This window comes from Rhizobium sp. CSW-27 (assembly GCF_018760785.1).
GTDB lineage: Bacteria > Pseudomonadota > Alphaproteobacteria > Rhizobiales > Rhizobiaceae > Neorhizobium.
Genome location: NZ_JAHHZO010000003.1, coordinates 124,758 through 146,771 on the forward strand (window position 1 = coordinate 124,758; position 22,014 = coordinate 146,771).

17 protein-coding genes and 1 pseudogene are annotated in these 22,014 nt (G+C 63.1%); 1 reads left to right on the forward strand and 17 read right to left on the reverse strand.

Features of this window, described 5'->3' with window-relative positions; translation table 11 throughout:
* Positions 1–8: 8 nt before the first annotated feature.
* The 4 genes from KLP42_RS07320 to murA all read right to left on the reverse strand — a co-directional run bounded on the left by KLP42_RS07320 (position 9) and on the right by murA (position 4,779).
* A complete protein-coding gene (locus KLP42_RS07320) occupies positions 9–1,514 on the reverse strand; it encodes an ABC transporter substrate-binding protein (protein ID WP_502941284.1) in 1,506 nt (501 codons plus the stop codon).
* A 77-nt stretch (positions 1,515–1,591) separates the two neighbouring features.
* The gene (gene murQ / locus KLP42_RS07325; protein WP_215565563.1) at positions 1,592–2,521 is read right to left on the reverse strand and encodes an N-acetylmuramic acid 6-phosphate etherase; all 930 of its coding nucleotides are present in this window, start codon (positions 2,519–2,521) and stop codon (positions 1,592–1,594) included.
* A gap of 114 nt (positions 2,522–2,635) precedes the next feature.
* Positions 2,636–3,526 (reverse strand): glucosamine kinase nucleotide-binding domain-containing protein, encoded by an 891-nt coding sequence (locus tag KLP42_RS07330; protein ID WP_252192828.1) that lies wholly within the window; start codon positions 3,524–3,526, stop codon positions 2,636–2,638.
* Positions 3,523–4,779: a UDP-N-acetylglucosamine 1-carboxyvinyltransferase gene (gene murA / locus KLP42_RS07335; RefSeq protein WP_215565564.1), complete on the reverse strand. Its 1,257-nt coding sequence runs from the start codon at positions 4,777–4,779 to the stop codon at positions 3,523–3,525. The genes KLP42_RS07330 and murA overlap by 4 nt, the downstream gene beginning before the upstream one ends.
* Positions 4,780–4,915: 136 nt before the next feature.
* On the opposite strand from murA, the gene KLP42_RS07340 reads away from it, so the two are divergent.
* Positions 4,916–5,764 carry an SIS domain-containing protein gene (locus KLP42_RS07340; protein WP_215565565.1) on the forward strand — a complete coding sequence of 283 codons (849 nt, stop codon included), beginning with the start codon at positions 4,916–4,918 and terminating at the stop codon, positions 5,762–5,764.
* Positions 5,765–5,773: 9 nt separating this feature from the next.
* On the opposite strand, the gene KLP42_RS07345 is transcribed toward KLP42_RS07340, so the two are convergent.
* From KLP42_RS07345 to KLP42_RS07405, 13 genes and pseudogenes are all read right to left on the reverse strand, one after another.
* Positions 5,774–6,622, reverse strand: a complete 849-nt coding sequence (locus KLP42_RS07345; protein WP_215565566.1) for a carbohydrate ABC transporter permease — start codon at positions 6,620–6,622, stop codon at positions 5,774–5,776.
* Positions 6,619–7,539 carry a carbohydrate ABC transporter permease gene (locus tag KLP42_RS07350; RefSeq protein WP_215565567.1) on the reverse strand — a complete coding sequence of 307 codons (921 nt, stop codon included), beginning with the start codon at positions 7,537–7,539 and terminating at the stop codon, positions 6,619–6,621. Before KLP42_RS07350 ends, KLP42_RS07345 begins: the two co-directional genes overlap by 4 nt.
* A 62-nt stretch (positions 7,540–7,601) precedes the next feature.
* Positions 7,602–8,843 carry an extracellular solute-binding protein gene (locus tag KLP42_RS07355; RefSeq protein ID WP_252192829.1) on the reverse strand — a complete coding sequence of 414 codons (1,242 nt, stop codon included), beginning with the start codon at positions 8,841–8,843 and terminating at the stop codon, positions 7,602–7,604.
* 42 nt (positions 8,844–8,885) lie between these two features.
* Positions 8,886–9,959 carry an ABC transporter ATP-binding protein gene (locus KLP42_RS07360; protein ID WP_215565568.1) on the reverse strand — a complete coding sequence of 358 codons (1,074 nt, stop codon included), beginning with the start codon at positions 9,957–9,959 and terminating at the stop codon, positions 8,886–8,888.
* 18 nt (positions 9,960–9,977) lie between these two features.
* Positions 9,978–10,634: an HAD-IA family hydrolase gene (locus KLP42_RS07365; RefSeq protein WP_215565569.1), complete on the reverse strand. Its 657-nt coding sequence runs from the start codon at positions 10,632–10,634 to the stop codon at positions 9,978–9,980.
* Between the two features lie 216 nt (positions 10,635–10,850).
* Positions 10,851–11,879, reverse strand: coding sequence for an agmatinase (speB, locus tag KLP42_RS07370; RefSeq protein WP_215565570.1), 1,029 nt, complete (start codon positions 11,877–11,879; stop codon positions 10,851–10,853).
* 208 nt (positions 11,880–12,087) lie between these two features.
* Positions 12,088–13,887: an allophanate hydrolase gene (gene atzF / locus KLP42_RS07375; protein WP_215565571.1), complete on the reverse strand. Its 1,800-nt coding sequence runs from the start codon at positions 13,885–13,887 to the stop codon at positions 12,088–12,090.
* Entirely contained in the window at positions 13,888–17,673 is a 3,786-nt protein-coding gene (locus KLP42_RS07380; protein WP_215565572.1) for a 5-oxoprolinase/urea amidolyase family protein, read from the reverse strand.
* Positions 17,673–18,326: an urea amidolyase associated protein UAAP2 gene (locus tag KLP42_RS07385; protein WP_215565573.1), complete on the reverse strand. Its 654-nt coding sequence runs from the start codon at positions 18,324–18,326 to the stop codon at positions 17,673–17,675. Before KLP42_RS07385 ends, KLP42_RS07380 begins: the two co-directional genes overlap by 1 nt.
* A 14-nt stretch (positions 18,327–18,340) precedes the next feature.
* On the reverse strand, positions 18,341–19,168 hold the full coding sequence (locus KLP42_RS07390) for an urea amidolyase associated protein UAAP1 (RefSeq protein WP_215565574.1): 828 nt from the start codon (positions 19,166–19,168) through the stop codon (positions 18,341–18,343).
* A 4-nt stretch (positions 19,169–19,172) separates the two neighbouring features.
* Positions 19,173–19,995 (reverse strand): annotated as a pseudogene (locus KLP42_RS07395) (ABC transporter ATP-binding protein); the annotation flags it as partial.
* Positions 19,992–20,810 carry an ABC transporter permease gene (locus KLP42_RS07400; protein ID WP_215565576.1) on the reverse strand — a complete coding sequence of 273 codons (819 nt, stop codon included), beginning with the start codon at positions 20,808–20,810 and terminating at the stop codon, positions 19,992–19,994. The pseudogene KLP42_RS07395 and the gene KLP42_RS07400, both read right to left, overlap by 4 nt.
* A 60-nt stretch (positions 20,811–20,870) precedes the next feature.
* On the reverse strand, positions 20,871–21,944 hold the full coding sequence (locus KLP42_RS07405; RefSeq protein WP_215565577.1) for a putative urea ABC transporter substrate-binding protein: 1,074 nt from the start codon (positions 21,942–21,944) through the stop codon (positions 20,871–20,873).
* Positions 21,945–22,014: the final 70 nt, after the last annotated feature.

The following is a 22,014-nucleotide window of genomic DNA, read 5'->3' on the forward strand; positions in this document are numbered from 1 at the left end:
ATCGAGCATTACTTCAGCGTGACCTTGGCGAGGCCAAACAGCGAGCCATCCGGAGTGGGCACGAAACCCTGAACGTTCTGCTGCTGCGCGGTATAGGCATAGCCCGTATAGAGCCAGATCCACGGCGAAACCTCGGCCAGATGCCTGTCGAAGGCGGCAAAGATTTCCTTGCGCTTGGCGGGATCGGTTTCGACGCGTCCCTTCTGCATCAGATCGTCCAGGGTGTCGTCGATGTAGTTGGCGACCTTTTGCAGATTGCCGGCCTTTGTCCAGTACCGGTTGTACATCGAATAGGGATCGGCGCGTCCACCGTTCAGGGCCACTGCCATGTCGAAATCGCCCTTCAGCCAGGTATCGACATAGACGTTGAGCTCCATCAGCTTGATGTCGAGCTTGATGCCGATGTCCTTCAGCTGCGACTGGATGACCTGCGCCTCGGCGGCGGCCGTCGGCGGCTCGCCGGTCGCGGCGATCACGGTCGCCGAAAAGCCGTCGGCATAGCCGGCATCGGCCATCAGCTTCCTGGCCTTGGCAAGGTCGCGGCTGTAGCAGAACAGCGTGTTCGGATCGGACCGGTACTGCGGCATGGTCAGTGGGCCGGTGATCTCTCCTTCACCGAGAAGCGCGGTGTCGAGAATATCCTTCCGGTCGATGGCGCAGGAGATTGCCTGGCGCACGGCAAGTTCCGTCATCGGCTTGCGTGACGGGTTGAGCTGCAGCACGTGATAGGAGAGCACCGGCTTGCGGTTCAGCGTCAGGCCGGCAACCCTGGGCACCAGCGTGGCGACGAGCGGATCGTTGAGCAGCGCGAAATCCACCTGCTTGGCGCGCAGCGCCGCGAGGATGGCATTCTCATCCGGCAGCACCTTGATGTCTATGCCGTCGACGCCCACCTTGCCACCGGCCCATTCGCTATTGGCCTTCAGCACTTCGCGTGAATTCGGCTCCCAGCTCTCCAGCTTGAAGGGGCCGGAGCCGATGGCGGCCGTGCCGATCTTGCCGGCAGCGATCTCGGAAGCCGGCACGATGGCGGCATTGACGCTGCCCATGGCCGTCAGCAAAGGCACGTCCGGCTGGGAGAGATTGAAGACAACGGTTCTGTCGTCCGGCGTATCGATACTGGCGATGGAGGCATAATTGGCGCGTGCGGCCGCCCCGGTTGCCTGGTCGAGAATGCGCGTGAAGGAGGCCTTCACGTCAGCAGAGGTGACCGGCTGGCCGTTGTGAAACTTCGCCTTCGGATCGAGCTTGAAGGTCAGCGTCTTGGCATCCGGCGCAAAGGTCCATTCCGTCGCCAGCGCCGGCACCACCTTCAGGTCGCCGTTCAGGCGCACCAGCGGCTCATAGACGAGTTCGAGCAGGCGGATCGACGAAAAGGCCGTCTGCTTGTGGGGATCGAGCCCGGTCGCATCCTGGGCCCAGGCCATTTTCAGTGTTGCAGCCGCAGCCGGCGCGACCGAGGCACCGACCAGTCCGGCCACCACGGCAGCACAGGCGAGAAGCCTGCGGGTCATTCCAGGTTTCATGCTCATTCTCCCTCTGGTTTTCCGGCCTCGGCTTCTGAAGGCCGGGCGCCGGATGGCTTGCAGTTTCAAACCGATTGTCGCGCCTCTTCAAGCGCCTTGCGAAGAAAGCCCTCGCTTTTTGAAAGGGCAATCTCACCATCTGCCGCCGAAAGCCCCGTCAGCGCCATCAGGATCGCCAGCTTCACATTGTTGCCGCTCTCCGCCAGATGGCGCTCCGCATCCTCCACCTGGCAGCCGGTGGCCTCCGAAATGATGCGGATGGCGCGCGCGTGAAGCTTCTTGTTGCTGATCGACAGGTCCACCATCAGGTTCTGATAGGTCTTGCCGATGCGGATCATGCTCGCCGTCGTCAGCATGTTGAGCACGAGCTTCTGCGCCGTGCCGGATTTCAGGCGGGTGGAGCCGGTCACGACCTCCGGCCCGACCACCGGCGAGATGGCAATATCGGCCATTGCTGCAAGCGTCGAGGCGGGGTTGCAGGTCAGCGATACGGTGACGGCGCCAACCGAGCGGGCATAATCGAGAGCACCGACGACATAGGGTGTGCGGCCGCTGACCGCTATCCCCACCACCACATCGCGCGCCGACAGCGCCACGGATTGGAGATCGCGACGTCCGCCCTCCACATCATCCTCCGCGCCTTCCACAGCGCGCAGGATTGCCCCGGGGCCGCCGGCAATCAGACCGATCACCATGCCCTCCGGCACCGAAAAGGTCGGCGGGCATTCGGATGCATCGAGAACGCCGAGCCGGGCGCTGGTGCCGGCCCCGATATAGATCAGCCGGCCGCCCTCGCGGAAGGCGCGGACGATCTCGTCCACCGCATGGGCAATCTCCGGAATGACCCGGGCGACGGCCTCCGGCACGCCCGCATCCTCGCGGTTCATCACCCGCAGGATCTCCTCCGTCGGCAGAAGATCGATGGCCATGGAATTCGGATTGCGCGCTTCCGAAACCAGCTGCTGAAGCTCTGCGAGAAGGTGCTGGGAAGACATGGGCTCTCACTGTTCGTTTTGAATTTTGTAGGATTGAATATTCCTTATGTCAACAAATTCCGGAATACTTTATTCCAAAGAGTCGACACGAGGCGGCAGCGTCTCCGCTGTCGATCAGGTCATACGGGCAAGGATGATCGCACCCGCCACGGCATCGCCATCCGGCGGTTTCAGGCGACGGCGCACATCAGGGGAAAGCCAGGGCTCCAGCGGACCGGAAAGCCCGCCAAGCAGCGTGACCAGCGGCGCACCATACTCCACCATTCGCCGCACCAGCCCATCGATCTGCTCCGCCCCCGACTGGACGATCTGCCGCGCCGCCGGATCGCCCTGATCGGCATGGCGCAGCACCAGCGGCGCGAAGGTTGCGTAATCGGTGGCGGTTGCCTTGTCCATCCAGGCGATGACACGGGAAAAATCGCCATCGAACCGCGCCATAACCTCGGCCAGCAGCGCCGTGCGGTCACGACGCCCGTCATGGGCGCGCAAGGCGAACTGGATCGCCTTCAGGCCCATGTCGGCGCCGCTGCCCTCGTCCGAGATGGGAAAGCCGTAGCCGCCCGCCCGCAATTCCTCCCCACCGACAAAGGCAAGGCCGATCGAACCGGTACCGGCGATGACGATCGCGCCATCCCGTCCGGAATGCGCCCCAAGGCAGGCGGCTGCGCCATCGGAAGTGAAGCGGATGCCGGCAAAGGGATGCGGCAGCGCTTCCAGTTGCTCGCGCGAACCCGCGCGACTGAGGCCGGCTATGCCGATGCCTGCCTTGACGTTCGGCGCATGCTCGGGATCGAGGCCGGCCTCCTCGGCCGCGCCCCGCCAGGCGCGCATCAGGGATGCCCAGGCCTCGGCAATGCCAAGGCGCGTGGTGGCAGGGCCGGAGAGGCCCTGTCCCAGCAGATTGCCTTCTTCGTCGGTGATGCGGGCCCGGCAGCCCGTACCACCACCATCGATGCCGAGGAAGAGCTGCGGCACGCCTCCCATTGTCGCGATCGGGGCCGTCATCTGGAGATCCGTTCGATCTTCGCACCGCACTGGGCAAGCTTGCGATCGAGTTGCTCGTAGCCGCGGTCGAGGTGATAGACGCGGTTGATCAGCGTTTCGCCTTCAGCCGCGAGTGCTGCCAGCACCAGGCAGACGGAGGCCCTGAGATCGGTCGCCATCACGGGCGCGCCCTTCAGCGTGGCGCGGCCACGCACAAGCGCGACCGGCCCGTTGAGCGTAATGTCCGCGCCCAGCCGCCGCAGTTCCGGCACATGCATGAAGCGGTTTTCGAAGATCGTTTCCCGGATCAGGCTGGCGCCATCGGCCAGAGCGGCCATGGCCATGAACTGGGCCTGCAGGTCGGTCGGAAAACCGGGATAGGGCTCCGTCGTGATGTCGGCCGGCTTCAGGCGGCGCCCACCGTCCACCACGACGCCGCGATCGCCGGGCCAGACGGAAACGCCCATCTCCTCCAGAACCTGGAAGACCGAGGCCAGATGCTCCATGCGTGCTCCGACCAGTTCGAGACGTCCACCCGTGATGGCGGCCGCAGCGGCATAGGTGCCGGCTTCCACGCGATCCGGGATGCCGTGGTGGCTGGCCGCACGCCACGCCGTGCCGCCCGCAATCAGCAGGCGATGCGTACCGGCACCCTCGATAACCGCCCCCATGGCGCAGAGGCAGGCGATGAGATCCACGACCTCCGGCTCGCGTGCGGCATTGAGGATTTCGGTCTCGCCGCGCGCGCAACAGGCTGCCATCAACGCCGTCTCCGTCGCCCCGACGGACGGCCCAGGCAGTACGATCCGCGCCCCGGCCAGTCCGGCCCCGGCGGAGGCAACAATATAGCCGCCCTCTACCGAGACATCGGCGCCGAGTGCGGTGAGCGCCTTCAGATGCATGTCGACCGGTCGGGCACCGATCGCACAGCCACCCGGCAGCGACACGCGCACACGGCCAAAGCGGCCCAGCAGCGGCGCCAGCACCAGGATCGAGGCCCGCATGCGCCGCACCGTGTCATAATCCACGTCTCCCGGCATCATCGTGCCGGCCTCGATACGGGTGCAGTGGGAATCCCGGCTGACGGTTGCGCCATAAAGCGCAACGATCCGCAGCATGTTCTCGACGTCCGTCACCTTGGGGAGATTGGTCAGTTCCAGCGCCTCGGGCGACAACAGCGCCGCTGCGATCTGCGGCAGGGCCGCATTCTTGGCGCCGGCAATCGGCACGGCGCCGTCCAGCCTGTTGCCACCGATGATGCGAAGCTGATCCATGGGCAAAATCCACTGAAAGCCGTCAAGCGGCCGGAATCGGGGGGTGACCAATGATAGGACGCCGGCTATAATATTCCAGATAATTTTCAAGTTTCGAATAGCTTATTCCATCATCTCGGACTGCGAAGGAGCCGGAATGTCCGTTCTGAAAGTCATCCGCGCCAAGCTGGACGCCATGACGGAGGCCGAGCGCGAGATCGGCCAGTTCATCATCGATGACCCCGAGCGGATGCTGACGCTCTCCTCCGCAGAACTGGCTGCCGCCACCGGGCGCAGCCAGTCCAGTGTCGTCAAATTCTCCCAGAAGATCGGCTATGATGGCTATCAGCAGCTGAAACTGGCGGTGACGCGGGCCAAGGCCCAGGAGTGGCGCGTGCCAACCGGCATGATCCACGGCACCATTGATGCCGGCGACAATCTCGTCACGATCCAGCAGAAACTGGTGGCGAGCAAGGTATCGGCCATGCAGCAGACCATGCAGGTCAACAGCGAAGAGGCGGTAACGGCCGCCGTCAGCGCGCTCGCCGCCGCCCGCCGCATCCATCTCGCCGGCATCGGCGCCTCCTCGCTGGTGGCGCGCGACTTTTCCTACAAGCTGCTGAAACTCGGCCTGATGGTACTCATGGACAGCGACACCCATGTGCAGATGGCCAACGCCGCCTCCCTCACCGACGAGGACGTGCTGTTTGCCATCTCGCAGTCCGGCGGCAATGTCGAAACCCTGCGGCTTGCGGAAATGGCCCGCAGGTGCGGCGCGACCGTCATCACGCTGACGGGTCTGCATGAGAACCGACTGAGCGAGCTCGCCGACATCCGGCTCAATACGGTGGCCGATGAGGAACGTGTCCGCTCCTCCGCGATCACCTCGCGCGATGCGCAGCTTGCCATCACCGATCTCGTCTTCCTCGCCCTGGTGCGCACGCTGCCGAAGGCCAATGACGCGATCCATGCCAGCGAGGCCGCAGTGGCCTTGCTGAAATCCTGAGGACTGCCGCTACTTGATCGCGCCCGCCGTCATGCCGTTGATGAACTGGCGCGACAGAGCGATGTAGAGCAGGATGATCGGCAGGGCCGACAGGGTAAGTCCGGAAAACAGCACGCCCCAGTCCGTGCCGAACTCGCCCATGAAGGTCGTCAGCCCCTGCGGCAGCGTCTTCAGATCATTGTTCTGGATGAAGATGAGCGGGAAGAAGAAGTCGTTCCAGATCGGCACCACGTTCTGGATCGCGGCAATGACCATGGCCGGACGCACCAGCGGCAGCATGATCGACCACATGATGCGCGCCTCGCTGGCGCCATCCATGCGGGCGGCATCCTCCAGTTCGTTCGGCAGGCTGCGGATGAAGCCGGTCATGATGAAGACGGTGGTCGGCAGGCCGGTCGCCACATAGATGAAGATCAGCGAGAAACGGCTGTCGACCAGTCCGAGATCGCGCATCTGGATGAACAGCGGAATGACCGCCAGCTTCAGCGGCAGCGTCAGACCTGCGAGAAAGAACAGCAGGATGGCATTCGATCCGCGAAACTCGTAGCGTGCCAGCGCATAGGCGGCCATGGTGCCGAGAACGAGGATCAGCACGATCGATGCCCCCGTCACGATGAAGGAGTTCATCAGGTAGCGGACGAAATCCGTTTCCGTCCAGACCCGTACCAGATTGCCGACATGGGTGAAATCCGGCAGCGCGAAGGGTGACTGGAAGATCTGCGCATTCGTCTTGAAGGCAGAAAACACCATGATCACGATGGGCGCCAGCATGACGATGCTGTTGCCGATCAGGACGATCTGGATCAGTCCGTCCCAGCCGAAGGTGCGCAGCGTCCGGCTGCGGTTTTCCCGGATCATAGCTGGATCTCCCGCTTGCGAAGTTTCAACGTGATGACGCTGGAGACCACCGCGATGAACAGGAAGATCAGCACCGCCAGCGCGCTGCCCGGCCCGAAATTTTCCGCCGAGGCCGACATGCTGCCAAACGCCGTGCGATAGAAGTAGAGGCCCAGCACATCGGTCGCACCATGCGGCGAGCCATCGATTCCGCCCATCACGAAGGGCATTTCGAACCAGTTGAAGGCACCGACGAAGAGCAGGGTGAAGACCACCGTGGCAGAAGGCGCCACCAGCGGCCAGACGATCTTCGTCATCTTCACCCATTCGCTTTCGGTTTCCATGCGCGCGGCATCGAGAATTTCTGAGGGGATGCGCTGCATGCCGGCGAGAAACACAAGCGTCGGAAAGCCGACCATGTGCCAGGCATTGGCAACGATGATCGCCATCAGCGCCGTGCTGTCCTGACCGAGCCAGGGCTGCGCCAGCGTACCGAGCCCGACGGCCCGCAGCGATACGTTGACCGCGCCGAACAGCGGATGCAGGAACAGTTTCCATAGCAGGCCGACGATAACGGTGGACAGGACGACCGGCAGGAAGACCGCGATGCGGTGAAAGCGCGCCCCCCACAATTCGCGCCAGAGGCAATAGGCCAGCAGGAAACCGACGCCGTTCTGCAGGATCATCAGCGCGAAGAACACGACGATGTTGTGGGTGAAGGCGTTGAGGGTCCGTTCCGAGAAGGGATATTCGAACAGGACGCGGTGAAAATTGGCAAACCAGACGAAATCGCCGCGCACCAGCCCGCGCCATTCATAAAAGGCATAGGCGAAGGCCGAGAGGATGGGGTAGACCAGAAACAGGCACATGAAGGCCAGCGGTGGCACGACAAGCGCCGCGATCCATAATCTTCTTCCCGTCAGTTTGCTGGACAACATGCACGATCCTCAGGCGCCGTTCCGGTGACGAGGGGCCGCCGCAGGGGCGGCCCGCTGCCGTTTCACTTCTTGAAGGGGGCGTACCAGGTGGCAAGTCCGTCCGTCATGGACTTGCCGATTTCCTGCGGCGTCATCTGCCCGTTCAGCATCTTCGAGACACCGGCCTGGATCAGATTGGAGCCGGTCGGTTCGCCGTAACGGAAATGTACGAGCGTCATGTAGGCAATCGAGTTCTTGTTCAACTCGGCGACCTTGGCCAAAAGCGGGCTTTCGAAGGTCACGCCCGGCACGGCGGAGACATTGTTCAGGTTGTTGGCAAAGGGCTGGGCAAAATCCTTGCTGGCCGCATAGTGGAGGAACTTCAGTGCCGCGGCCGGGTCCTTGGCCTTGGCATTGGCCGCAAAGCCGGAATCGTAGAACAGGCCGACCAGCTTGTCGTCATCGGCCTTCAGGCCCGGGGCGGCAAAGATGCCGAGCTTGAGCGCCGGGTTTTGCTTGGCAAAATTGGCAAGTTCGAAGGAACCGCCGGCAAACATGGCCGCCATGCCGGAGGTGAAGAGCTGCTGCGCCGAGGCATAATCAAGCCCGACGAAGCCATCCGGGAAGTAGGCGGAAATTTCCTTCAGCTTCGTCATGGCCTCCACGAAGCGGGGATCGTTGAAATCCGTCTTGCCGGCCATCAGGTCGGCATAGAAGCCCTTGCCCATGATGGAGGAGGTCAACGCCGAGACGATCGTCTCGTTCTGCCAGGCGGTCGCCGTGCCATTGGCAAAGGGCATGATGCCGGCAGCCTTGAGTGTCTTGCAGGCGGCGATGAACTCATCCCAGCTCTTCGGCTCGGAAATGCCGTTCTTGTCGAAGATGTCCTTGTTGTAGACCACCAGCATGGTCTGGCTGGCGGCGGGCACCGCATAGAGCGTCTTGTTCGAACGCATGGTCTCCGAGGCGAGCGCCGCCTGCGAAAAGCCCTTGAGCGCCGGGATCTTGGTCTCGTCCAGCGCCATCAGGTAACCGGCGCCGGCCAGGCTCTCGATGCCGCCATAGGTGCGCGTCATCATCAGGTCCGGTCCCTTGCCACCGGCAAGGGCCGTGGAGAGCACGGTGTTGTAGCTCGTGGCCTCGAAGGCCTCGAACTTGATGGTGATATCGGGGTTTGCCTTGGTGAAAGCGGCAAACAGTTTTTCGTATTCCGCCTTGTCCTCCTGGCGCCAGGTCCAGAAGGTCAGTTCGGTCGCAAAGCTTGCGGAGGCCGACAGAAGGGTTCCGACGGCAAGGGCTGCTCCCAGAAGTAAGCGTTTCATCATGTTCCTCTCTCTTTTCGTTTGATGTCTTCAACGTCATGCCAGTCAGACACTCAGCCGCTCGGAAGTCCTGCGGCTGAAGTAATGCGCACGGCCGGGCAGCACCTGCAGCCGGACGGCCGTGTCCGGGGCAAAATTCGCATCGGGCGCGCAGCGCACCCAAATGGGCGCCGCCTCGTCGCCCAGCCGCACATAGACGAATGCGCTGTCGCCCAGATATTCGGTATAGACCACCGTTCCGGCAAATCCCTCGCCCCCGGCATCCGGCATGACCGTCATGCCATCCGGCCGGACACCGAGCAGGATGTCCCGCTCATCGCCTTGCGGCAGGCGGTCCGGCGTGATGCTGCCGATACCGGGCGCGGTCAGAACATTGCCGTGCCGTTCCACCGGCAGCATGGCCATGCGCGGCGAGCCGATGAAATTTGCGACAAAGACATTGGCCGGGGTCTCGTAGAGTTCACGCGGCGACCCGAACTGTTCGATGCGACCACCATTCATCACCACGATGCGGTCCGCCAGCGTCATGGCCTCAACCTGGTCATGCGTCACATAGATGGTCGTGCCGCCAATCTCACGGTGCAGCCTGGCGATCTCCAGGCGCACGTCGGACCGAAGAGCTGCATCCAGATTGGACAGCGGCTCGTCCAGCAGCAGAAGCTGCGGCTTGCGCACCAGCGCACGGCCGATCGCAACGCGCTGGCGCTGCCCACCGGAAAGTTCGCGCGGGCGGCGCTGCATCAACTCCTGCAGCCGCAGCATGCGGGCCGCCTCCGCAATCCGCGCCTCCACCTCGGTCTTGTCCAGGCCCATCAACCGCGCGCCGAAGGCCATGTTCTCGTAGACGTTCATGTGCGGGTAAAGCGCGTAGGACTGAAAGACCATGGCGATGCCGCGGCGGGACGGTGCCACCTCGTTCATCCGCTGGTCGTTCAGCAGAAATTCACCCTCGGTGATCGGATCGAGCCCGGCGATCAGCCGCAGCAGGGTGGACTTTCCGCAGCCCGACGGCCCCACGAACACGATCAGTTCGCGGTCCTTCACATCGAGATCGATGCCGTGCAGAACCTCGACCGCCTTGAACCGCTTCCTGATCCCACGCAATGACAACCGTGCCAAGGTAATGCAACTCCGTCTTCAGAAACATGCTGCGGCAGCAGGCTGCGCGCGATGAAGGATATGGTCGATGGCCCGCATGGTCTCGGGTCCGGAGACATGCAGGATGCTGTCTGCCCAGCCGATGGCCTTTGCCGCCTCGACGTTTTCGGGCGTATCGTCGATGAAGATGATCCCGGCGCCAGTCACGCCCTCCTGCCGGGCAAGTTCCGCATAGATGTCCGGGTCCGGCTTCTCGAGGCCCATTTCATGCGACAGATAGCAGGCATCGAAGAAATCCGGCCCCAGGCACTGGTCCAGGATGTGCTGCCAGTGAAGCGCCTGGGTGTTGGAAAGGCAGACGACGCGACCGATCTGCCTCAAGCCCTGCACATAGGCGCTCATGTCCGCAAAGATGCCGGCCAGCAAGGCCGTTTCGGCCTGCCGCACCGTCTCGCCCGACACGCCATAGATCCCGGCCAGCCGTTCAACATAGGCCTCAGATGCAATCCGGCCGAGACGGAACTGCCTGATGCTGTCGGCAAGGGCAGCGTCCTCGCGAAAGTTCGGGCAAGGAGATCCTTCGAGATGCGTAGCGTGCGCCGCATGGTCCAGCCTGATCAGCACGCCGCCGACATCGAAGACGAACAGCCGGGGCGCCGACAAGGCATCTTCCGCACTGTACTCGCCACGATCCATGCCTCACCCTCAAGCCGCGAGACGAAACCAGACCGGTCCGCTCTCCTCGAAGCAGAGATTGGCAAAACATTAAGGAATTATCAATTCCAAATTAAGCAAATTTTACGAATAATATATTTTACACCTCGTCGACCGGCAGGGCGGGTCGAGGCGCGCATGGCGCAACGACATCGCCCTGCACCACACGGCGTCGAATGAGGCGCCTTCACTTGCCGGTCACACCATCAGGCAAAGAATGGTGTGCAGCACCTGGGCGGCGATATGCGCGGTATTGGTGGTGGAATCATACTGGGGCGCCACCTCCACCACATCACCGCCGACGATATTGAGGCCCTGCAGGCCGCGCAGCAGCTGCAGAACCTCGCGCGGCTGCAGGCCGCCGACCTCCGGCGTGCCGGTGCCGGGTGCGAAACCGGGATCGACGCTGTCGATATCGAAGGAGATATAGGTCGGACCGTCGCCGACAATCTGGCGCGCCCTGGCGATGATGCCGGGCAGCGAGGCCTCGCCGATCTCCTCTGCATGTATCACGGTCATGCCGCTCTCATAGGAAAATTCCCAGAGATATTCCGCACCGCCGCGAATGCCGATCTGGATGGTCCGGCGCGGGTCGAGAACACCGTCGAGCACCGCCAGCCGGAAGGGGCCGCCATGCTGAAACTTCGCGCCCTCGTAGGGACCGGCCGTATCGCAATGGGCATCGATGTGGATCATGCCGACCGGCTCACGCTCACCGACGGCCTTCAGGATCGAGGAACTGATCGAATGGTCGCCGCCGACGCTGAGCGGTCGCACCCCGGCCTTGACCAGCCGCTTGTAGAAGGCCTCGATATCCGCATGGCATTGGGCGAGATCGTAGCGGCTTTGCATCGGCACATCGCCGATATCGGCGATCCTTGCCCGCGACAGCGGCGCGCAGCGCAACACGTGATCATAGGGGCCGATGCGTTCCATCGTGCGCAGGGCGCGCGGCCCGAAGCGACTGCCATTGCGATTGGTCACGCCGAGATCCATCGGCACGCCGATCAGCGCGATGTCGAGGCCGCCGAAATCCTCCAGTTCCTGGGCGTCCAGCCGGCAGGGGGCATCCAGCAGGGTCGGAATGCCGGCAAACGGCCATTTGCGCCGATCGCTGCCGGTGAACTGGGCCTGCGCCACCTCGCGAAAATGCGGGTCGAAAATATCCCCGCCGGAGGCGGCGGCATACTTCTTCCGAAGTGCTTCGAGATGGGCTTTGTCGGTCACGGCGAACTCTCCAGTCTGATAAACGTGGCCACCATAGAGGCGGACCCGCGGCCATTGCCAGAGCAAATGCAGCGGCAGCGCTCCCGGCGGCAGCGTTCATCTCCGACCATAGATGAGATCAGCAGGCGCCGGCTAGCGTTCCCGCCAGCCGGCATTGAATTTCCGGGGGGCCTGCGATGACCAGCACGGGGGAGGGCTGTCGGCGCCCTCAGCGCCGCGAGGCGATATAGGCGCGCCAGCCGCCGAGTTCGGTGATCTCCTGTGCCCCCTGCAGCGCGTAGGGTTCGCAGAGAAAGCCGGAAACCTGGGTGCCATCGTCCAGCGTCACCTTGCCGATGCCGAGCGGCGCCGGGATGTTCTGGACGAAACGGCCGAAGGCGGCGGGCGTCACCTTCCACACCTCGACCTCCAGACCCTTGCCGACAAAGCCCGGCTCACGGATCAGGCCTGGCTTCGGCGGCGTGGTGTTGGGCAAAACGTAAAGCCGGTAGTCGCCCGCCGTGCGGCAGGTCTTCACCAATTTCCCGCCGGGACCCGTCAGCTCGTGGTTCAGCGGCATGCCGGTCAGATGCGCGCCGACAACCATGATCGTCACGAGACCCTCATCGGCTACCGCGACCGTCGATGCTTGAGGAAGCGTGGCGGACCTGTCCTTGCCCATGCCGGACTGGGCGGCGCGATGCATTGCGTCCGCAAACGGCGCGAGTGCATCGTCTGAAAAGGAGGGGCCGAAGAAGGTTACGCCGTTCGGCAGGCCATCGGAACCGAAGCCGCCCGGCACCGCGATCGCCGCATAACCGAAGAGGTTGGCGAAGTTGGTGTAGCGCCCGAAATGGCTGTTCTTGACGATCGGATCGGAGAGCATCGCCTCCACCGTATAGGTGGTCGGCGAGGTCGGCAGCATCAGCACGTCGAGCTTTTCCCACTCCGCGATTGCCTTCTGGCGCAGATGGCCGAGCCTGTACTGGCCTTCGAAGGCGGCCACTGCATCATAGGCCTTGGCGCCTTCGATGATGGTGCGCACGGTCGGATCGAAATCATCGGCATTGGTGGCAATGAAGTCCTTGACCGCCGCCAGACGCTCGGCCACCCAAGGACCGTTGTAGAGCAGTTCCGCTGCCTGCCGGAAGGGTGCGTAGTCGAAGGGAACGATGGTGGCCCCGAGCGATTTGGCCCGTTCGATGGCGGCTTCATAGAGCGCTTCCACCTCGGTATTGCCGAAAAATTCGCGCTCGGCGCCATCCAGCACACCGATGCGCAGGCCCGATCCGGGCAGACTGGCTGGCACCGCCTTGCGGGAATAGGGATCGGCTGCGTCGTAGCCGTCCATGACCTTGCGGATCGCGACGCCATCACCGACGGTGGCTGCAAACACCGTCACCACATCAACGCTGCGGCAGGCGGGCACGACGCCGACATTCGGGACAAGTCCCGGCGTCGGCTTGATGCCGACGAGGTTGTTGAAGGCCGCCGGAACACGACCCGAACCGGCGGTATCGGTGCCCAGCGCGAAGCTTGCAAGGCCTGCACCGACGGCCACGGCGGAACCGGAGGAAGAACCGCCCGAGACATAATCCCTGTTGAACACGGACCGCGGCGCGCCATAGGGCGAGCGCGTGCCGTTCAGACCGGTCGCGAACTGGTCGAGGTTCGTCTTGCCGATGACAATAGCGCCCGCCGCCTTCAGCCGCGCGACGACCGTTGCGTCCTTGTCCGGCTGATAGGCGAAGGCCGGGCAGGCGGCGGTGGTCGGCAGGCCTGCCACATTGATGTTGTCCTTGACGGCGAAGGGCACGCCCCAGAGCGGCAGACTGTTCGGCTCCGGCGCGCGCTGCATCAACGCCTTTGCGGCCGACCGCAGATCCTCGTCGGGTGTCTCTGTGATGAATATCGCCGGATCGTGGGAGGCCTTGCGGCGCGCAATCACCTCTTCCACCAGATCGAGCGGGGTGAGGCCGGAGGCATAGGCCGCCTTCAGCGCGGCAAGATCAAGCATGAGTGGCAGCATTCAAACATCCTCCAGAACGACCAGAACATCGCCGGCCTTGACATTGCGACCCGGCCCGGCCCTCACGTCCCGGACGCGGCCGGGCGCATGCGCCGTGACGGTGATTTCCATCTTCATCGATTCGATAATGGCCAGCGTTTCGCCAGCGTCCACGCGCTGACCGTGTTCGACCAGCAGTTTCCAGACATTGCCGGGCACCGCACTTTCCACGCCGAAACAACCTTCCGGAATATCCCCGCCGAGGCCGGGACCGGTGCCCTCATCCACCTGGAAACTGTCGAGACCCTGGTCTTTCCAGCGCTGTCTCTCGGCCTCGAAGGCGGCCTGCTGTCCTCGCTTGAAGGCGCCAATACTCTCTGCATTGCGGGCCATCTCCGCCTCGTAATCGGCATAGGAGAAGGTGCCGTCCTCGATGCGGATCGGATAACCGCCATGCGGGAAGGCAGCACGCGCCTCCATCAGTTCCTCATGGGAGACCGGGAAGAAACGGATCTGGTCGAAGAAATCGAGCAGCCACGGCTTGTCCTTGGTAAACACGGACGTCTGGTGCCAGGTGTTCCAGACTTGGATCGTGCGGCCGAAGAGCTGATACCCGCCCGGACCTTCCATGCCGTAGATGCACATGTAGGCGCCGCCGATACCGACGGCGTTTTCCGGGGTCCAGGTGCGGGCAGGATTGTATTTCGTCGTCACCAGCCGGTGGCGCGGATCGAGCGGGGTGGCCACAGGCGCGCCGAGATAGACATCCCCCAACCCCATGACAAGATAGGAGGCATCGAAGATCGTGTCCTTCACTGCCTGCTCATCCGCCAATCCATTGATGCGGCGGATGAACTCGATATTGGACGGGCACCAGGGCGCGTTGGGGCGCACAAGCTCCTGATATTTGCGCATGGCAAGCTCGGCTTGCGGATCGTTCCACGACAGCGGCAGCCACACGGTGCGGCTCGGCACCTTGACCTCGGAGACAGGCGGCAGGCTCTTTTCGATCTCGCCCAGCAGCCCCAGCAGCGTGGTGCGTGACAGCATCGAGCTGTCATAATGGATCTGCAGCGAGCGGATGCCGGGCGTCAGGTCGATCAGTCCCGTAAGCTTCGCCGCCTGAACCGCCTGCATCAAAAGATGCACGCGCATGCGAATGCCGATATCGAGCTGCATCGGGCCGTATTCGACCAGCAGGTTGTCATCGCCCTGGCGACGGTAGACGACCGGGATGGGGCCAGTGTCGTTGGCGGCGAGGATAGGGGAGCCGAAGGACGGTGGTTTCGCCACCACGGCAACCATTGACGTGACCGACGGAGCCTTACCCCCCTCTGTCCTGCCGGACATCTCCCCCTCAAGGGGGGAGATCGGGGAGGCTACCGTCTCGCCTACCTTTATGTTCGATACGGAGGAAAGCTTGTCTTCTGAAAACGCCGAGGATGCCTCTCTGCCAATCCCCCCCCTTGAGGGGGAGATGTCCGGCAGGACAGAGTGGGGTACGGAGCGTGCCACACGTTCACTTGAGGGTGCCAAGGGCACTAAGCCCACTGCCAGCGCCTCATCCTCATTCCGAGCCACGGCATGAAACCGGATCTTATCCCCCGGCTTGAACTGGCCCATCTTCCACTGCTCATCGCGTGCGATGACGGCAGGGCAGACGAAGCCGCCGAGGCTTGGGCCGTCGGGGCCGAGGATGATCGGCATGTCGCCAGTGAAATCGATGGCACCGATCGCATAGGCATTGTCATGCAGGTTGGAAGGGTGCAGCCCCGCCTCGCCGCCATCGGTGCGCGCCCATTTCGGCGCAGGCCCGATCAGGCGCACACCGGTGCGGGCGGAGTTGAAATGCACCTCGTATTCGGTGGAGAACAGCGTTTCGATGTCGTCCGCCAGGAAGAAATCGGGCGCGCCATGCGGACCGTAGAGCACGCCGACCGCCCATTCGCACGAAAGCTCTGCCGGCTCCGTCGCCGGGAGGACATGCGTCGGGTTCTGTCGAGCCAGTCGCAGTACATGACCGGCCCGAAGCGTCCCGGTGGCGTTGCCGCCGAACTGGCCCAGTCCGAAGGTGGCGCGAGAACCCATCACGACGGGGGCATCGAAGCCGCCGGAGACTGCGAGATAGGCCCGCTGGCCGGCACCGGTGATGCTGCCGATGGCCAGCGTCTGGCCGGCTGCCACGGAAATGGCTTCGCCATTGGGCACCGGAACGCCGTCTAGCTTCATAGGCATCTCGGCACCGGCAAGCGCCACGACCGCATCGGAGAAGAATTTCAGCACCGGGCCGGAGACGGTCAGTTCCAGGGCCGCCGTATGATCGTGGTTGCCGACAAGCCGGTTGGCGTGGCGGAAGGAGCGTTCGTCCATCGGTCCCGAGGGCGGAACGCCGACATGCCAGAGACCGAGCCGGCCCGGCAGTTCCTGCAGACTGGATTGCGCGCCGGGGGCAATCACTTCCACCACATCCGGCACGAACTCGAAATCCTTGAGCGCCGTGGTCGCCACATCGCCACTCTGGAAAAGATCGGAGGCGGCGATGGCCTTCAGGTAGTCGAGATTGGTCTCGATCCCACAAAGCGAGGTTTTTTCCAGCGCCGCCGAGAGCGCGGCGATGGCCGTGCCGCGATCCGCACCAGACACGATCACCTTGGCGAGCATCGGATCGTAGAAGGGCGTGACCTCCGTTCCCGTTTCCACCCAGCCATCGACGCGGACCTCCTCCGGAAACACCACTTCGGTGAGCAAACCGGCACTCGGGCGGAAGCCGGCATGCGGCATTTCGGCATAAACGCGGGCCTCGATCGCAGCCCCCTTCGGGACCAGGTTTTGCTTGCCCGTCAGCACATCTTCGCCGGCCGCCTGACGGATCATCCATTCGACCAGATCGACAGCGAAGACGGCTTCCGTCACCGGATGTTCGACCTGCAGGCGGGTGTTGACCTCCAGAAAGTAGAACTCCTCGCGCTGGGGATCGTAGATGAACTCGACGGTTCCGGCGGAGGCGTAAGAGACCTGCTGGCCGAGCGATACAGCCGCCGCATGCAGTCGCTCGCGCACCGCATCGGACAGACCCGGCGCCGGCGTTTCCTCAATGACCTTCTGGTTCCGGCGCTGGAGTGAGCAGTCGCGCTCGCCAAGCGCGATGACCCGGCCCCTGCCATCACCAAAGATCTGCACTTCCACATGGCGTGCCTTGGAAACGAAACGCTCCAAGTAGACGCGGGCATCGCCAAAGCTCGATTTTGCCGTGCGTTGCACGCTGTCGAAGGCGGCGGCAAGCGCATCTGGTGTGTCGCAGAGTTGCATACCGATGCCGCCGCCGCCAGCGGTGGATTTCAGCATCACCGGATAGCCAATCTCTTCGGCTGCAGTGATCGCCTCCTCGCGACTGTCGAGCAGGCCAGAACCGGGAAGCAGTGGCACGCCGCTCGCCTTCGCCAGTTCGCGCGCGGTATGCTTCAGACCGAAGGCGGAGATGTTGTCCGGGGTCGGGCCGATGAAGGTGATGCCTTCTGCCTTCAGCCGCTCGGCAAAACCAATGTTTTCCGAGAGAAAACCGTAGCCGGGATGAACGGCTTGCGCACCGGTCTGACGGCAGGCGGCAATCACCGCGTCCACGTGGAGATAGCTTTCCGAGGCCGGCGCCGGACCGAGGCGGACGGCCTCGTCCGCCATCAGCACGGCCTTCGAAAACCGGTCGGCATCGGAATAGACCGCAACACTTGCGATCCCCATCTTTCGCAGCGTCTTGATGACGCGCACGGCGATTTCGCCGCGATTGGCGATCAGAACCTTCTTGAACATCAGGCGGCCTCGCCATCCCAGACCATCACCCGGATGGGCGTCGGGTCGAAGCCGTTGCAGGGATTGTTGATCTGCGGGCAGTTGGAGATGACCAGCAGCACATCCATTTCCGCCGTCAGTTCCACATAATCGCCGGGCGCGGAAATACCGTCGACAATCGTCATTTCGCCGGAAGGCTCGATCGGCACGTTCATGAAGAAGTTGATGTTCGGCACCACATCGCGCTTGCTCATGCCGTGCTTGGAGACCTCGATGACGAAATTGTCGCGGCAGGCATGCAGATACTTCGTGTAATGGCCGAAACGCACCGTATTGCTCTCGCAGGAGCAGGCGCCGGCAGAGGTATCGTGCCGGCCGCAGCTGTCGGCCGTCACCGTCAGCATGACCCGGCCTTCGTTGGAGATGACCTTGGTGCCGGTGGAGATGTAGGCCGCGCCCTGCTCGCGCATCGTATCCTGGCTGGAATAACGCTCGGAGAAATCATGGGCGTTGTAGAAGAGCGTATCGACGGCCTGCTGGCCATAGCTGTCCTCGATGCGCACCACCTGACCCTTTTTGATGACGGTCGAAAAAGGCGCTTCGGCAGCGATATAATGATCCTGCACCGTGTTGGAGAGCGTGCGGGCGGGGGAGGTCTGGATGAATCCGGTCATGATCGCCTCCCCTTTCAAAGCGTTGCGAATGCGTTGTTTTCGAAGCCGCGGACGGCTTCGGCAGTAGCCGTGCGGCAAAGGTCGTCTGCCGCCGGCTCCATGGCCGCGATGCGCGTGATGGCGACAGGGTTCGGCGCATAGACCGGATTGGGGTCAAGCGGATGCGGGCAATTGGAAAAGCCAACAATCATGTCCATCTCGGCACGCAGGTCGACGTAGTCGCCGTCGCTGACGAGTTCCGACTTCCACTGAAATTTGCCCTCAGCATCGACGCGCACGGGCGCAAACAACGCAAGTGCTGCCGGAATGTCGCGTTTATCGAGACCGGCCTTGGTGGCGACCAGAACGAAATTCTCGCGCGTATTGCGCAAGGCGGCACCGTTGGCGCCGGCATATTTTTTCGCATTGGAGGAGGCCGTCGAGCCGCCCATCAGCACGTCATGCGCGCCGCAGCTGTCCTTGATGATCGAGAACATGACCTTACCCATGTCGGAGAAAATCACGCGGCCTTTGCCGAGACCCGTCGTCCACTGCACCTTCACCGTATCCGGCAGGTTCATGCGTTCGCTCGAATCCGCCGCGCTCCAGGCGACAACCGACACCGTCGAAAAGCCCTCATTAAGGGCAATCCGCAGCACCTCGTTGGCTTTCACACGCGTCCACCAGTACCAACCGCCGGGCAGTTTTTCCTGATGCAGGATGGCGTCGGCAGCAATGGTTGGCGCAGGCTTGGCGCTTTTGCCCGGCAGCGCCTTCGGCGCAAATTCCAGCCCCTTCTTCTGATGTTCCTCGTAGCGCGCACGGTTGGCGGCGATTTCTTCCGGTGAACGTCGAATATGCATGGTGATCTCCAGTGGTTCCGTATGCCGGGCCGTCCCGGCTATTGACCCTTTGAAGAGACCGGGCCGTCCCGGTCGGGGCGAAAGATGGAGGGCACGCCCGCCTGCCGCGGCGGCCAGATGGCGATATCCCGGGTGATTGTCGCGCCGTAGCGCAGTTTCTCTTCGGGCCGGTCGCGCGGCCGCTCAAACGCGACGACGCGGGTGCCAAGCGTGAAGGCCTCGCGCATGTCATGGGTGACCATCACGACGGTCATCGGCGCCTCGTGCCAGAGCTTTTTCATCAGCACATGGATTTCGGCGCGGATGCCGGGGTCGAGAGCCCCGAAGGGTTCGTCGAGCAGCAACACCTTCGGACGCATGATCAGCGCCTGGGCCAGCGCCAGCCGCTGTTGCATGCCGCCCGACAACTGGGCCGGATATTTGTTTTCCGAGCCCATCAGTCCGACGGCGGCGATCATGGCGCGCGCCTCTTCTTCCATTGCGCGGCGAGCGGAGCCGAACAGGCGGGCGGCAAACCGCGAGGCCTGCAACTCCTTGCCGAACATCACATTGCCGAGCACCGTCAGATGCGGAAAGACGGAATACCGCTGGAAGACGACGCCGCGATCCGGCCCCGGCTCCTTCGGCAAAGGCTCACCATCCAGCAGGATCTCGCCCTTTGTTTGGATCTCCTGACCAAGAAGCATGCGCAGAAAGGTGGATTTGCCACAGCCGGACGGGCCGACGAGAGCGACGAATGCGCGAGACTCGATTTCGATCGAGACGTTTTCCAGCACGATCTGGTCGCCATATTCCTTCCAGAGGTTCTTGATCGACAGCGCGCTCATTTGCCCTTCTCCAGTTCAGACCAGGGGAAGACGGCGATGCGCAGGCGATCGAGCAGGATGTCGGTTGCGACGGCCAGAAGCGTGATCCACAGCACGTAAGGAAAGATGACGTCCATCGACAGATAGCGACGCACGAGAAAGATGCGGTAGCCGAGCCCGCTGTCGGAGGAGATCGCTTCGGCGGCGATCAGGAACAGCCAGGCCGGTCCAAGCTGCAGGCGCAGCGTGGTGATGAGGCGCGGCAGAATCTGCGGCAGCACCACACGGAGCGCGATCTGCCAGGAAGACGCCGACAGGGTTTCGGCCTTGACGATCATTTCACGCGGCAGTTCCAGCGCCTTCAGCGCCAGATCGCGGATCATGATCGGCGCGACACCGATGACGATCAGTGCGATCTTCGAGGCCTCGCCCAAACCCATGACGATGAAGAGGATCGGCAGGAGTGCGAGCGGCGGGACCATGGCAATCGCCGCCACGAAAGGCGACAGCAGCGCACGGGCAAACGGCAGGATGCCGATGACCAGCCCGAGCAGCAGGGCAATCGCTGTTGCGATACCGAGGCCGGCCGAGAGCCTCTGCAGACTGGCGATCGTATCCGACCACAGTAGATAATCGCCGGTGCGGACATCCGCCACGAAGGCCATGCGGCTGATGGCCTCGCCGAGCGCCGCGAACCCGGGCAGAAGCTTGTCGTTCGGGTTTTCAGCAAGCCGTTCGGCCGAGCCGATCATATAAGCGACGACCAGGAGAATGAACGGCAGCAGGGCCAGAGCCAGCCGCGAGCCGTTTCCCGGATGTGAGTTGATCCAGCGCATGGGCCTCTTCCTGATCCTGAGGGGTGAAGGGGGCGAGCAGTACCCGCCCCGGACAGGTGATCAGAGAGCGCCGTCTGCGGCCGCCTTCATAAAGGTCGGCGAGAAACGCAGCTTGATGTTGCCCTTGTCACCCAGCACCGTGCCGTCCGGCATTTCGATGCCGATCACATCGGCGGAGGCTGCACCACTGCCGAGCAGACCCTTGGCGAAGAGGAAGTTGCGGACGCTGTCCATGGTCTTCGAAAGGTTCGGCGAGGTGGTGAAGGCCAGCGCATCCGCCGGCTTGTCGAACAGCTTGGTCGCCGCCATCTGCGCCTCGAAACCGGCCAGATCCGTGCCGGAGGCCGCGCCCATGGCGGTCCGGGCCGCCTTGCCTTCGGGCGTGTCGGCGGTCATCACCTTCATCGTGTCGTACCAGATGCCGGCGAGCGCCTTGCCAAAATCGGGATTGTCCTTCAGCACGTCGGTATTGGCGACCATCAGGTCGATGATCTCGCCGGGGATCTTCGAGCTGTCGAAGACAGCCTTGGCCGATTTGTCCTCCAGGATCGAGGAGACGAGTGGGTTCCAGGTCACGACGGCGGTCACGTCCGGCGTCTTGTAGGCGGCGACCATGTCTGCGTCGGAGGTATTGACCACCTTCACGTCACGTTCGGAAGAGCCGATGCTTTCGAGCGCGCGGGCAAGCAGGTAATGCGAGACGGAGAATTCCACGAGGTTGACGTTCTGGCCCTTAATGTCAGCGAGCTTGTCCTTGTCCTTCAGGATCACCGCGTCATTGCCGTTGGAGAAATCACCGACGATGACGGCCGTGGTATCGACGCCACCGGCAGCGGGGATAGACAGGCCGTCCATGTTGGTCAGCGTCACCGCATCAAAGGCGCCGGCGGTGTACTGGTTCATCGATTCCACATAATCGTTGAACTGCGTCACCTCGATCTTGAGGCCGTATTTGTCCGCCCACTTCTTCACGATGCCGGTATCGTTGGCATAACCCCACGGCATCCAGCCGACATAGATGGACCAGGCCACCTTGAACTCCTTCTTCGGCGCGGCCTCGGCGGGCGAAAGGCCGGCAAATGCCAGCGCGGCCGTGAGAGCGGTCATCGAAAGAAGTGTCTTGAAAGTCTGCATGTCGAAATTCCCCTTCTGGCTTCTTCAGGAAGGGATCGGCATGGACCATCGCGCCGCCAATCCCTTGGCT